This is a genomic window from Acinetobacter sp. ANC 7912 (assembly GCF_039862785.1).
GTDB lineage: Bacteria > Pseudomonadota > Gammaproteobacteria > Pseudomonadales > Moraxellaceae > Acinetobacter > Acinetobacter thermotolerans.
On record NZ_CP156795.1, the window covers coordinates 502,855 to 516,551 of the forward strand.

Below are 13,697 nucleotides of genomic sequence, written 5' to 3' on the forward strand. Positions count from 1 at the left end.
ACGGCTAGTTTAAGCATTTTTTACCGTATTCGTCCAACCTTGATGACGCAGCAGGGCATCAATTTTCGGTTCACGACCACGGAAGTTTACAAATGCATCCAGTGCCTTGTCTTTACCACCAACGGCTAAAATGTTTTTACGGAAGGCTTTGCCAGTTTCAGTATTGAAAATGCCCTCGGTTTCAAAACGGTCAAAGGCATCGCTAGCCAAAACTTCTGCCCACTTATACGAGTAATAACCGGCTGCATAACCACCTGCAAAGATATGGCTAAAGCTGTGCTGGAAGCGGTTATATGGTGTAGTCGGTAAGACCGCATATTTGTCGCGGATATCATTCAGCGTGGCCTGAATCTGCTCGGCATTCAGTGCGGGGTTGGCACGGTGAATGGTCAGGTCAAACAGGGCAAACTCGAGCTGACGTAGGGTTTGCATGCCAGACTGGAAGAAACGGGCATCCAGTAAAGCTTTTAGCAAGTCTGCTGGAAGGACTTCTTTGGTTTCAATATGTTCACTTAGCAGATTCAGACTTTCCTGATCCCATGCCCAAAATTCCATAAACTGGCTTGGCAGTTCAACGGCATCCCAAGCCACGCCGTGGGTACCGGCAACCGCGATATTGTCCACTTCAGTGAGCATATGATGCAGGCCATGACCAAATTCGTGAAATAGTGTAGTGACTTCATCATGGCTCAGTAGAGCAGGTTTGTCACCCACAGGCGGCGTAAAGTTACCGACCATATAGCAAATCGGTTTTTGTAGGCCATCTTTGCCACGCATACGTGAACGGAAACCACTCATCCAGGCACCGCCACGTTTACCTTGACGCGCATATAGGTCAAAGTAGAAGCCACCAATGACTTCGCCCTGGTCTTCCAGTTCAAAATAATGTGCATCCGGATGCCATAACGGTGCTTCGCGTTCCACCACCTGAATGCCATACAGGCGATTGACGATACTAAACAGACCCTGAATCACTTTTGGTGTCGGGAAATACGGTTTTAGCGCTTCCTGAGACAGGTTGAACTGGCGCATTTTCAGCTTTTCAGAATAGTAACTGCTGTCCCAAGGCTGTAGTTCAGTAATGCCATCTTCAGCGGCAATGGCTTTCAGTTCGGAAATTTCTTTTTGCGCTGGCTCACGCGCATGTTCAGCCAGATCACGCAGGAATTCATCCACCGCTTCTACGCTTGGCGCCATTTTGCTGGCCAGTGAATATTCGGCATAGTTGTTAAAGCCGAGCAGGGTAGCCATTTCCTCACGCAGGCTCAGGATTTCTTCCATGATCGGGGTATTGTCAAACTCCGACTTGTCTGACTGATCCGAAGCGCGGGTGGTATAGGCCTTGTAGATTTCTTCACGCAGGCTGCGGTTAGCAGAATGCGTCATGATTGCCAAATAAGAAGGAAACTCCAAGGTGGCGACTGGCTGATCCAGCTCACGCTGTTGGCCATATTGTTTCAGTAATTCGATATTGCTGGCAGACAGGCCTTCTAGTTCATCTTCGTTCAGTGGTCTGAAATAAGCTTGAGTCGCATCCAGCACATGATTCGAGAAATCTGATGATAGTTGTGACAGGCGGGCAGAGATTTCCGCAAAACGTTTTTTCGCTTCACCTTCTAGTGCTACACCGGACAGTTTAAAGTCACGTAGTGCCAGTTTGATCGCACTTTGTTGTGCTGCAGGCAGTTCGGCAAAGACCTGAGCATCATGAACATGCTGATAGGTCTGGTACAGCGCCGTATGTTGACCGAGTTGGGTGTAATAGTCGCTGAGACCGGGTAATAGGCTCTGATAGACTTCACGGGTCTCGGCATTATTCATGACGGCATTGAGATGTGACAGGATGCCCCATGACTCACTCATGTTATTTTCCAGCGTATCGACATGTTCCAGAATGGCGAGCTGTTCTTCAGCAGATTGTGGGGTTTCGGTCAGTTCGTTGAGAAATTTCTGCCCTTCAGCAATACAGCTTTCAATTTTTTCTTTCAGTTCTGCTAGGGTGATTTTGTCAAATTGTGGAACAGGCAAAGTTGCCTTTTCTAATGTCATGTCGGTCTGCCGATTATTTCCTGTGATGTTTATAGAAGTAAGGCTTCTTGATAGAGAAATCAAGCCGATCAGCATTTTAGTTAAACGATTCGAATGAAAGCCCCTTGAGGAACTTTGGATAAATCGTATAGAAACCCTTGCCAACCTGCTCGTTTCGCTTGGTCAGATAACGGTTTACGAGGTACAAAAAGTTCAGGAGATTGAAAGTCTGTTGGTAAATAATAAACAGCATATTCTTCTTCTGATTTAAGAAGGCGGATTCAAGCGGCAAGTGCAACAGTATAAAAACCAGCCATAACTTCACTCGGTGTATACCAACCTAGCGTTTTTCTAGGACGATGGTTGAGTGCAAATTCTATCTGCTCTATTTGTTCGTTTGACACGTCATCAAACGATGATGATTTTGGCAGATATTGACGGATTAAACCATTTGTATTTTCATTTCTAGCTCGCTGAATAGACTTGTAAGGATCAGCAAAATACGTCTCTATCCCGGCATCAGTAATTCTTTTGTGTTCGGAAAATTCTTTACCATTATCAAATGTCACACTATAAGCATGGCTCATTCGTAAACGATCTAACGCACAAGTAATCGTTTGAGAGGATGCTCTCGTTGATCCTAAATGAACAATATGTACATACAGGCTCTTTCGATCAACAAGGGTTAATAAAGCACCTTTATGATGTTTACCAATCACCGTGTCACCTTCGAAATCTCCTAAACGTTGTCGTTGATCAATGACCTGGTCTCGACAGTGAATACTTGTTTTATCAATGATTTGCCCCCTACGATCCGTGTTTTTGTAACCTCGTTTTCGATATTTCTTCTGATGCCTTAAGTGTAGATGGAGTTTACCGCCTTTTGATTTATCTTGATAAATGTACTGGTAAATCCACTCATGTGAAGGTACATCCAGCCAACCGCGTTGTGTTAAAGCACCTGAAATTTGTTCTGGTGACCAGTCCAAGCCAATTAAATAATCAATATAGGCGAAGGCAAATGCTGTCATTGATGAGGAAGGACGGTACCGTCTTTGACTTGCAAATTTCGCTGCCTGTTGAGCCCTATATCCACGTTGCCCAGTATTTCTTTTTAATTCACGGTAGATGGTTGATCGTGAACGCCCTAACTCCCGAGCAAGGTTAGCGATTGAGCTTTTACTTTTCAAAGTAGCATAAATTTCGTATCTTTCATCTTGAGAAAGTTGGGTGTATTTCTTCATTGTGTGCTTTCCAATTGCGAGTTGAAAAAGTCTAATGATTCTATGAATACACCTAACTTTTTCAACTAACTACAAATGTGTCGCACTTGGGATTTGAATCTGCGTCTATGAATACACCTAACTTTTTCAACTAACTACAAATGTGTCGCACTTGGGATTTGAATCTGCGGAACTAAATAAACAGGAAAATAGATAAAAGCATTCATACGTTCTTTCTGTGGAAGCCATGCTGCTCCTAAAATTGTTTTAGGTAAAATATTTACATTTTTTACTCTTGTTGATTTAACTTGAGCTAAAAAGCCACAAAAGTCACAGATAAGATCAGCACATTTAAAATTTTGTGGAAGTAATTTAAACGTTTTAGTTTTTTTACACTTTGGACAAGGACAGTGATCTTTGACTAAATTTTCTCCCCAAGAGCCTAAAACTTGTTTTTCTGATGCCATATGATTTCCAAAAAGATAAAGAGAGCCGAAGCTCTCTTTATCTTAACAACAAAAATTATTCACTCTTAGGCTTGGCATTAGATTTTTTCTTTTTAGCTTTTGCCTTTTTCTTTATTTTATCTGCATTCTTTGCTTCAGACTTTCCTGAAGATTTTTTAGCAGACTTTTTGCTGTAGGAATTGGGTTTTCCTTTGTCTTTTTTGCGTCGTCTGGGTTGTTCTCCATCTGCACCGCCATTGCCTTTGGATTCGCGTTCATGCTTGCCAAAGACTTCTTCAGTGGCTTCTGGACGTGGCGCAGGTTTTTTCTCTGCCACACGTGGGGCACGGGCACGGACCGGACGACCGGCGTGGGTAAGCTGCTGGATCAGTTCAAAGTCGATCTTGCGTTCTTCCAGATTCACGCCAGCCACTTTGACCTTCACTTCATCACCTAAACCAAAGATCTGGCCACGGCTCTGACCGACCAGCGATTGTGTGGTTTGGTCAAAGACAAAGAAGTCATCACCGAGCTGGCTGACATGTACCATACCATCGACATACAGATCTTTTAATGTCACGAATAGACCAAACTCGGCTGTGGCACTAATAAGGCCGACAAATTCATCTCCAATATGCTGTTGCATATAGTGTGCTTTGAGCCAACCAGTCACTGAACGAGAAGCTTCATCAGCACGACGTTCAGTTGCCGAGAAGTGATCACCGGCATCATCCAGTGAAGCACCAGAAATCGGATATGGTTTTTTGCTTAAGTGAGCCTTGATCGCACGGTGCAACAACAGATCCGGATAACGACGGATTGGCGAAGTAAAGTGCGTATAAGCATCATAAGCCAGACCATAGTGACCGTCATTCTTTGCACCATAGTAAGCCTGCATCATGGAGCGTAATAGTACCGCGTGAATGCTTGGCGCATCGATCCGGTCTTTGGTTGCTTCAATGACTTCCTGATAATCTTTCTGAGTCGGCTGTTCCGGGAAGGTCAGACCCAACTGTTTTACGAAGTCACGGACTTTCTGGATACGTGAGAATTCAGGTGGCTGATGCACGCGGTACAGCATTGGAATGTCATTTTCCAGAGCATATTCTGCCGCAGCCACGTTGGCCAGTAACATACATTCTTCAATCAACTTGTGTGCATCATTACGGGTACGTGGCAGAATCTCCTTAATACCGCCTAACTCGTCGAAAGTCATATAAGTTTCAACAGTTTCGAATTCCATAGCATGACGATCAGCGCGTAGACCCTTCAGTACCTGATATAGCTGGAACAGGGTATTCAGGGATTTACGGACTGCACGATCTTCTATAATCGCATCACTGTCGCCTTCAAAGTACTTGGCCACCTGATCATAAGTCAGGCGTGCTTTGGAGTGCATGACAGAAGGGTAGAACTCGAAGCCGGTCACGCGGCCAGCACGCGACAGTTTCAGGTCACAGACCATACACAGACGGTCGACATGTGGATTCAATGAACACAGACCATTGGATAGCGCTTCAGGCAGCATTGGTAAAACAAAGTGCGGGAAATACACCGAAGTACCACGTTCCTGTGCTTCATCATCTAGCGGACGACCTACACGGACATAGTGGCTGACATCGGCGATTGCGACTACTACACGGTAACCACCACCTGGGCGTTTTTCTGCATATACGGCATCGTCAAAGTCGCGGGCATCTTCACCATCAATGGTGACCAAAGCCAGGTCACGCAGATCAATGCGGCCTTCACGGTCTTTTTCATCCGGTTCTTTAAAGCTTTCTGCTTCTTGTAATACTTCTTCCGGGAATTCATATGGCAGGCCATATTCCAGAATGGTTTGTGGAATGATGATTTCGGTATCGGCTTTATCTGCCATGGACTGCACAATATGGCCGGCAGAAAATTCATCCTTGGTCGGATAGATATCAATCGCAACACGGATAAAATCGCCAACCTTCACCTGTGCATGGTCAATCAGTTCTTTTTCTAGTGTAATCGGCTGATGTGAATTCGGGCTGGCTGGCTGCACAAAGTATTCACCTTCATATTCACACAACTTGCCAATAATCTGTTTGACGCGGTGCTGTACGACTTCGGTAATAAAGCCCCAAGCTTTGCCTTTACGGTCAACTGAAGTCTGGCGTACTTTAACGCGGTCACCATTAAACACCTGGCGCAGTTCACGCTCTGGCAGTAACAGGTCATCCTGTCCGGCAATACTGGCCGTCCCCAAACCCTTGGAATTGATATAGACCGTCGCTTCGTATTCTGGCTGTTCAGCTGCGATCTGGAATTTAAAGCCATCTTTCATCAGCTGGCCATCACGCACCATGGCAATCAGGCGGTGGTTCAGGGCATCAATACTTTTTTGATCTTTAATTTCAAAATATTCCACCAGGTCGGCATGCGACTGGGCATTATTCTTTTCAATAGTTTCTAAAATCAGCGTGCGACTTGGGATAGGGTTTTCGTAACGTTCAGCTTCAGCTTTTGCTTCAGGATCGACCCAATTTTTCATCATGTTTTTTCAAATGTCCTAGGAGATATAATAAGCATAAGTCATGTACGCACAGACTGCACGTAAATGATTGCAATAATCTGTTTAAGTTTCCGTTTTTCGGATAATTTTCGACTAGGTCAAGAATAGGCGAACTTTTCTGTAGATAAGTCGGTGAAAATAGAGAAATTGCTTAAAAAGTATTTAAACGAGCAAAAAACTGCACTTTTTTTTAAAGCTGTGCTTGCAGTGCTATGCCGAAATTTGTATTATGGCGGCACGTTACGGTGAGATGGGTGAGTGGCTGAAACCACGTCCCTGCTAAGGACGCATACGGGCAACTGTATCGAGGGTTCGAATCCCTCTCTCACCGCCACTTTACTTATGTCGCGCTCATAGCTCAGCTGGATAGAGCACTTGGCTACGAACTAAGGGGTCGGGAGTTCGAATCTCTCTGAGCGCACCAATAAGTAAACCGGAAAAAACGTAAGTCTATTAAGACGACACAAGTTACGCGCTCATAGCTCAGCTGGATAGAGCACTTGGCTACGAACTAAGGGGTCGGGAGTTCGAATCTCTCTGAGCGCACCAACTTGAACAATGAACCGCACATTGATGCGGTTTTTTTGTGCCTAAAATTTACAAAATCCCCATCCCAATAAAAGCCATGCTAAAAATAATGCTCAGGTGAGTAAATAAGAATAAAGGCATGTGCAATGAGAAAAATAATTGTCCAGGAAATGATCACAATAGATGGCGTGATGCAGGCGCCCGGCGGTCAGGAAGAAGATACTTCCGGTGGCTTTGAATATGGCGGCTGGGGCGTGCCGTATTTCTCTGCTGGAACTGACGCTGCCTTTGACGCCATCATGGAAAAATGGATGCGGTCTACCGATATTCTGCTGGGTAAAAATACCTTCCAGATTTTTGAACCTTACTGGCCGCAACATGCGGATGATTGGGCGGGCATCAATGAGGTCAATAAATATGTTCTGTCTACCAGTCTGAATCATTCCGATTGGCAAAATACGGTCTTTTTAAATAGCATCAATGATGTCATTAATCTAAAAGCAGCAGAGGGTGGGGATATCCGAGTGCATGGTAGTGCCACGCTGGTACAGACCCTTTTCCAGCATGATCTGGTCGATGAACTTTATCTGCTGACTTTTCCTGTTGTCTTGGGTAAAGGCAAACGTCTGTTTAATGAAAGATCAGTGCCGAAATCTTTTCAGCTAGTCGATCATGCGGTGGCTGCAAATGGTGTATTGTTTAGCCATTATCAGAAAGTCGGTGAAGTGCAAACGGGCACATTTGAAGATTGAGAGACTTATACTTTAGAATTTCGACACTTTGGTTTGAAATGATTAATTGTTTTTAACTCTAAATTTACGGAATTTTTCCTCAAGAAAGCTGAAAATTGGCGATATCGTTTATTTCCTGTACGTTTGGTTGTGATTTTATTAAAAAGCACTTAACAACTGGTAAAAAACACGTATAATGCACCCCATCAAGACGTCGCGCTCATAGCTCAGCTGGATAGAGCACTTGGCTACGAACTAAGGGGTCGGGAGTTCGAATCTCTCTGAGCGCACCAATCTTGATAAAGAATTCTGAAAAAACCGCACATTGATGCGGTTTTTTTACGCCTGGAATTTTTGGATAGAGATATAAAAAAACAATAACTGCTATTTTTTTTTATTTCAGCTTCTTCTGAACTTTTAGTGCATACACCGTATTTGCACCAACGGCTGGTAAAACATCGTGATAGGGTAGGCTGCGCATGGCACGTAATAAAAACGGGGCCTGATCATGAATCTTCATGCTGCTGATCATCTGGAATAAAGTGCCTTGTCCTTGTGGCAGCAGCTTCATCCCGGCTTTGACAAATTTTAAATCTCCACCGACCGCATCAAACTGGCTCTGTAAGGGATTTGGCTGTTGATAGCGCAGCTTGAAATCAAAGGGAATTTGAATCACACCGAGTCCAACAGATACCTTATAGTTTGCATCTAGTTGCTGGCTATTCACCGGCTTTAATTCAACTTTACGGATCTGTCGTGGGAACAGTTGCTGACTGGCATCAGCGGCCAGCCAAGGTTGTAGTTTTTGTGCTGGTTGCGGGTAGTAATGAAAACTGCTGCTAAAACGCATATTTTCTAGTGACTGTCCAAATTTCACTTGATAAGCAGGCAGAATAAAACTGACCGGTTGACCAGATTGCTGGCTGAGCTGGCTAATTTTCTGAATCTGACTGGTATTCAATTGTACTTGCGGAATTTGACCTGTAGGCAATACGGCGCTGTTTTGTGGTTTAAAACGTTGCTGTAACGCTTCCATGAGGAAGGCATTGGTACCGGCAGGAATACCCAATTTAGCTTCAGGTAAGGCATTCAGGATTTTGCTAAACAGAAAACCTTTGGGCTGATCCAGGTCACCCCATTGGGTGACGGTGACCAGGGTTTTATTCGGTCCAAGTGCAAACCATTCCAGCCGACCAGCCCCATAAGGAATTGGTGCATCAATAATCAGGGTATCAATATGATGATCACCGACCTGATGCTGCATCACTACATTTTCCTTAAAATTCAGCACCGGAATAGGGGTGGGAATATGCACCTGATAACGAACCTGCTGAATATTCCCCTGAGCTTCGAGCACTTTGGCATTTTTTAGCGCAGGGAACAGGCCCACATAGCCCTGATAATTTAGCAACAGCTTTTTTACCTGTGCTTCTGGAACAGGCAAGACCACCGCACTGCTATAAAACTGGGCTTTTTGTGTCGAGGCTTTTTTCAAGGTGGGTAACTGTACCGATTGTTTAGGATGGGCATAAATCAGTAAGCGATCACCCGCCAGATCTGCCAATTGCTGTGGGCTGGTAAAGACATCAACACTGCTGGGTAAGGATGGTGTCCAGGTAATAATCTTTGCCCAGCTTGCGGGAATCGTGGCAGTAAAAATGGCCAGTAGCAGAACTGATTTTAGGGGATTCATACAACATCCTGTTGTGCATTTTATTCTTTTGATAGTGCTAGATTAAAAATGATTTTTCCCGCAAGCGAAAGCAGAGATATGTAATTCATTTTTGAATGCATTTTATGAATGGGGTTAACAGCGAATTTGATATAGTATGACACAATGATCTTTATGTTTTGATGTGATGCTATGGCTGAGTCAGCACCAACTTTATCGACCCGCTATTTTCTGACCTTGGAAGAATCGCAGGATGGTTTTGCGCTTGCAACCTTTGGCAAGAAACAGATTAGCCGTTTTCTGACCCCGCTGGTGAGTATCGGAATCATCATCTGGGGCTTTTCTATGGGCTTCAGTGGTGTCGGGCGTTATTACGTGGCACTGGGTGCCTTTTTCCTGATTATGCAGGGCATCATGCGTTACTGGTTCCTGCCGATGATGTTCAAGCGTCAGTTTGTGAAATACCAGTTTGGTAAAAGCGAGCAGGGTATCGACCTGTATCAGGATCATGCCGAAATTTACCATAATGGTCATAGTAAAGTGGTGCACTACAGTGAAGTTCAGAACTTTGCTAAAGGCAAGCTGACTTATATGCTGGAACTGAAGAACCGCACCGTGATTATTGTGCCCAAACGTGTCTTTGCCGATGCTGCTGAACAAAGTATTTTTGAAAATACCTTTAAGAAATAAATCTATCCAGATAAGGAGATTCCCATCATGAGTACCCGTCCTTCCAAGATTGTCTGTGTCGGTCGTAGTTATGCCGATCATGCCAAAGAACTCGGCAATGCCATTCCTGATCGTCCAGTGCTGTTTATTAAGCCGCCAAGTGCATTGGGAACTTTAGAGGCAGGAATTGACTGGAACCGTGACCTGGGCAGTTGTCATTATGAGTGCGAACTCAGTCTGCGTATCGACCGTACCCTGAAAAATGAAACTGATCCCGCCAAAGCTTTGCAAGCAGTAGGTGCAGTGACTTTAGGTCTGGATCTGACTTTGCGTGACCTTCAGGATGACTTAAAGAAAAAAGGTCAGCCATGGGAACGTGCTAAAGCTTTTGATGGTGCTTGCCTGTTAGCTGACTGGGTACCAGTGGCTGATGTGGTGAATGACTGGAAAGATGTGCATTACACCTTGCATATCAATGATAAACTACGTCAGAAGGGTGACACGGCTTTACTGATTTTTGATATTGGTACCTTGCTGGCGGACATCAGTCAAGTGTTTACGCTAGAAGAAGGTGACGTAGTGATGACAGGTACGCCTGCAGGTGTGGCTGCACTTCAATCTGGTGAGCAGCTGAAAATGACCTTACAAGGCAAAACTCAGGAATATGTCTGGACGACCTTTGTAAAATAATTCCAGATGGGTAGAGAAAGGAGCGAAAAGCTCCTTTTTTATCTGGTTAATGCCAGTGGCAATACTTACTGGGCAAGCTGAGATTCATTGGAGCGCTATAGCCATTGGAAGCATGCTCTTTCATGTATTCCTTATGTGTGTATTTAGCCTGATAATGTGGTTTTGGTTACTGCGAAATTATCTCGCTAATGGGATAGGAGTATTCTCATTTCTAACTCCGATTTTCGGTATGATCTTTGGTGTTGTGTTTTTGAATGAAGATATTGAGCTGAATTTTATTTTGGGTACTGCGCTGGTCATGCTGGGCGTGATGACAGTGAGTTTGCACCACTGGATTGCCCAGAAAATTGCTATGAATGTCTAAATTTAAGTAGAGAAATTTATTTATTATGAAACTGAAAATATAAACCCATCCTGATTACCCTCAGGATGGATTATAGAATTAAGCTGTAGGTTTCAGTCCTTTTTGATCTTTAAATAGATCCGACAAAGGAATACTCAAATTCTCTGCCAGATACTGGTCTGCATCGATAATCTTCGGTGCCAGACGCTGCATCCACAGATCATCACAGTGCACATTTTCAGTGTCTTTGGCATGTGGCAGGGCATATGGTAGCTTCAGATAAAAATCCCAGAAATTGACCTGATCCAGGTCACGTACCAGGACATATTCATTGTCATCGGTACGCTTGATCAAATTCTGTTTTTCAAACATCAGGATATAGCTCGGTAGACGGCCAATTTCATCTCGTCCCAGTACTTCTAGTGCCTGTGACTCGCTGACGCTTTCTCCAGTTTTCTGCTTCCGGTAGAACAGTTCTAGTAGATCCAGCAGCATAATAATCGGATGCCGTTTTTGATCTTGAGCGGATTCAAACGCCGTCATAGCATAACTGATTTCCACACCAAGCAAGACAATATTCCAGGACAGATAAATCCACAGCAGGAAAATCGGTACTGCAGCAAAGGCACCATAGACAATTTCATAACTGGTGAAATTGGTCATGATAAAACCAAACAGATTTTTCAGTAACTCAAATACCACGGCACTAAAAACCCCGCCAATCAGGGCTGATTTAATCGGTACGGTACGATTTGGAATGGTCCAGTTTAGAATAAAAAAACCGAGAATAGTCAGCGAAAAAGAAATTAACCAGAGAATAAAGGCGCCATTGAGTTCATAGCCAGCAAAGTTATTGCTGAGGACACTCATGGAAGCGACAGTTGAAGAAATAGCAAAGGCACTACCCAGTAAAATCGGGCCGAGTGAAATAATCGTCCAGTAGCGCATAAAGCCAATAATACCACCACGGGTTTCAGTGACCCTCCAGATCCGGTTAAACACGGTTTCAATACTGGACAGCATCAATACGGTAGTGATGAATAAAAATAGAATCCCGATAATGGTTAAATTACTGGATTTGTCAGTAAATGCACTCAGTGCCTTGTCAAAAGCAATACTGGTTTTCGGTAAAAAATTGGCATAGATCATAGACTGCAGTTGCTGGCGTGCCGGTTCTAATGCCTTAATCGATGAGATAATCACCAAGAAAACGGTCAGCATCGGTACCACGGCAAACAGAGTGGTATAGGTCAGTGAGCCGGCCTGCTCGCGACAACGATCTGCTTCAAAGCGCCTGAGAACAAACAAGATAAACTGAAACCAGTGTTTCTCGTAAAAAGGTAATTTCTTTAAATATTTAACCATCATGCGCTTGTTGTCTCTATTTTCTTATTCATCATGAATTTTCTGCTTCAGCTTAGCCAAAAAAACTGAAAAATACCGTATAGTTTTCTTTTTTAATATTGAACACCCTCATTATGCAACCTTATGTTCTTGTTTTATATTACAGCAAATATGGTTCAACGAAAGAAATGGCGCACCTGATTGCCAATGGGGTTGAAGCTGCAGGAATGGCAGTCAAAATCAGAACCGTGCCGAATATTTCTACCGTGGTGACTGAAGCGGAACCGAGCATACCGGCGGAAGGTGATATTTACTGTACCTTAGATGAGCTGGCCAACTGTTCGGCATTGGCTCTAGGTTCACCGACCCGTTTCGGTAATATGGCTTCGGAAATGAAATACTTCTGGGATCAAACCACCAGTCTGTGGCTGAATGGTGCTCTGCATGGCAAACCGGCTTGTGTCTTTACGGCTTCAGGTTCGATGCATGGTGGACAGGAAAGTACCTTGCTGACGATGCTGCCGCCATTGTTCCATCATGGCATGATGATTATGGGCTTGAGTAATGCAGCACCGGCATTATCAAACACCAAAACTGGTGGTACGCCGTATGGTGCCAGTCATGTCAGTGGTGCACGTCATGACCAGCCACTTAGTCAGGATGAAAAAATTCTGTGTGAAGCACAAGGTAAACGTTTAGCAGAAGTAGCTTTGAAGCTAAGTCAAGCTTAAACACAGATAATGGGAGACAATAAAGCAATCAGGCTTTATTGTCCTGGTCATTAGCTTTCTTATTGCTTACTTGATCTTCTGGAGACGCTGAAATTTCTGAGGCTTTGACATTAAAACGGTGTTTGCACTTTAAACACTGATAATCAAGAAACAGGTTACGGTCGACAGTTATACCTGCTTTTTTTCCTAAAAAGTTACCAATCACACCGCCAGTAATCCCGACACTAATGGCACCAACAAAAGTTCCTACAGTTCCACCTACAATCACTCCCAGTGGGCCTGCAACGGTTCCAATGGCAGCACCGATTGAAGCGCCTGAAGCGGCACCACCGACAGTACCCGCTGTCGCTCCGGCAGAGGTCATTAAAATGCCACCGATTTTTTTCAGGTTTTGTTCATGATTACGTGGTTTAACTTCTGTTGAGCCGCATTTAGGACATTGCATAATTATTCCATCAATGAATGTGATCGACTGGCATAAAGACAACTGTAACTGCTTTTTGCTAGGTCTATTGGTCAGTTTTTTAGTATGTCTGCTTTGTATGGAGATGTCAGGGACATTTCCTTCCAATTGATTGTAGAGGGAATACGGTTAAGGCTTTGTATTTCTGCTGTAAAAAATCTGGAGGTGTAGGGAAGGCAGATTGAAATACTTTTGAACAGATTGTTGTTGCTCAAAATTGCTGAATCCCTGGGGTTGACTGTGCTAGAGGTTAGTTAAAATAATTCACTTATCACCCTTTAACACTA

At 44.0% G+C, this 13,697-nt stretch carries 13 protein-coding genes and 4 tRNA genes; 9 read left to right on the top strand and 8 right to left on the bottom strand.

Translation table 11 applies throughout. The features are described 5' to 3' along the window. Positions 1–9: 9 nt before the first annotated feature. The 5 genes from ABEF84_RS02520 to rnr form a co-directional block, all read right to left on the bottom strand. Positions 10–2,049: a M3 family metallopeptidase gene (locus ABEF84_RS02520; RefSeq protein WP_347453554.1), complete on the bottom strand. Its 2,040-nt coding sequence runs from the start codon at positions 2,047–2,049 to the stop codon at positions 10–12. A gap of 80 nt (positions 2,050–2,129) precedes the next feature. After that, the gene (locus ABEF84_RS15605; RefSeq protein ID WP_404798915.1) at positions 2,130–2,309 is read right to left on the bottom strand and encodes a DpnI domain-containing protein; all 180 of its coding nucleotides are present in this window, start codon (positions 2,307–2,309) and stop codon (positions 2,130–2,132) included. Next, entirely contained in the window at positions 2,310–3,272 is a 963-nt protein-coding gene (locus tag ABEF84_RS02525; protein ID WP_075174500.1) for an IS30-like element IS18 family transposase, read from the bottom strand. 134 nt (positions 3,273–3,406) lie between these two features. Then, positions 3,407–3,718, bottom strand: a complete 312-nt coding sequence (locus ABEF84_RS02530) for a DpnI domain-containing protein (protein ID WP_347453556.1) — start codon at positions 3,716–3,718, stop codon at positions 3,407–3,409. Positions 3,719–3,773: 55 nt separating this feature from the next. Continuing rightward, complete coding sequence (gene rnr / locus ABEF84_RS02535) at positions 3,774–6,221, bottom strand: ribonuclease R (RefSeq protein WP_034587422.1); 2,448 nt, start codon at positions 6,219–6,221, stop codon at positions 3,774–3,776. Positions 6,222–6,483: 262 nt separating this feature from the next. Between rnr and ABEF84_RS02540 the strand changes: the two genes are divergently transcribed. The 5 genes from ABEF84_RS02540 (at position 6,484) to ABEF84_RS02560 (ending at position 7,791) form a co-directional block, all read left to right on the top strand. Then, positions 6,484–6,573: transfer RNA gene (locus tag ABEF84_RS02540), tRNA-Ser, on the top strand. Between the two features lie 13 nt (positions 6,574–6,586). Further along, positions 6,587–6,663, top strand: a tRNA-Arg gene (locus ABEF84_RS02545). 48 nt (positions 6,664–6,711) lie between these two features. After that, positions 6,712–6,788: transfer RNA gene (locus ABEF84_RS02550), tRNA-Arg, on the top strand. 125 nt (positions 6,789–6,913) lie between these two features. Then, positions 6,914–7,519, top strand: coding sequence for a dihydrofolate reductase family protein (locus ABEF84_RS02555; RefSeq protein ID WP_034587420.1), 606 nt, complete (start codon positions 6,914–6,916; stop codon positions 7,517–7,519). Positions 7,520–7,714: 195 nt separating this feature from the next. Further along, positions 7,715–7,791: transfer RNA gene (locus tag ABEF84_RS02560), tRNA-Arg, on the top strand. A gap of 101 nt (positions 7,792–7,892) precedes the next feature. Here the strand turns inward: ABEF84_RS02560 and ABEF84_RS02565 are convergent. After that, complete coding sequence (locus tag ABEF84_RS02565) at positions 7,893–9,191, bottom strand: hypothetical protein (RefSeq protein WP_034587418.1); 1,299 nt, start codon at positions 9,189–9,191, stop codon at positions 7,893–7,895. A gap of 171 nt (positions 9,192–9,362) precedes the next feature. On the opposite strand from ABEF84_RS02565, the gene ABEF84_RS02570 reads away from it, so the two are divergent. Genes ABEF84_RS02570 through ABEF84_RS02580 form a run of 3 tightly spaced genes read left to right on the top strand, consistent with a single transcriptional unit; the run spans position 9,363 to position 10,893 of the window. Further along, complete coding sequence (locus tag ABEF84_RS02570) at positions 9,363–9,860, top strand: YcxB family protein (protein WP_034587417.1); 498 nt, start codon at positions 9,363–9,365, stop codon at positions 9,858–9,860. A gap of 27 nt (positions 9,861–9,887) precedes the next feature. Next, positions 9,888–10,529 (top strand): fumarylacetoacetate hydrolase family protein, encoded by a 642-nt coding sequence (locus tag ABEF84_RS02575; protein WP_034587415.1) that lies wholly within the window; start codon positions 9,888–9,890, stop codon positions 10,527–10,529. A gap of 49 nt (positions 10,530–10,578) precedes the next feature. Beyond that, the gene (locus tag ABEF84_RS02580) at positions 10,579–10,893 is read left to right on the top strand and encodes a DMT family transporter (RefSeq protein WP_347456201.1); all 315 of its coding nucleotides are present in this window, start codon (positions 10,579–10,581) and stop codon (positions 10,891–10,893) included. Positions 10,894–10,971: 78 nt separating this feature from the next. Here ABEF84_RS02580 and ABEF84_RS02585 read toward each other — a convergent pair whose 3' ends face one another. Beyond that, positions 10,972–12,240 (bottom strand): YihY family inner membrane protein, encoded by a 1,269-nt coding sequence (locus ABEF84_RS02585; RefSeq protein WP_034587414.1) that lies wholly within the window; start codon positions 12,238–12,240, stop codon positions 10,972–10,974. Positions 12,241–12,350: 110 nt separating this feature from the next. Between ABEF84_RS02585 and wrbA the strand changes: the two genes are divergently transcribed. Further along, entirely contained in the window at positions 12,351–12,947 is a 597-nt protein-coding gene (wrbA, locus tag ABEF84_RS02590; RefSeq protein ID WP_034587412.1) for an NAD(P)H:quinone oxidoreductase, read from the top strand. Positions 12,948–12,975: 28 nt separating this feature from the next. Here the strand turns inward: wrbA and ABEF84_RS02595 are convergent, their stop codons facing one another. Then, positions 12,976–13,392, bottom strand: a complete 417-nt coding sequence (locus tag ABEF84_RS02595; RefSeq protein ID WP_034587410.1) for a hypothetical protein — start codon at positions 13,390–13,392, stop codon at positions 12,976–12,978. Positions 13,393–13,697 lie beyond the last annotated feature (305 nt).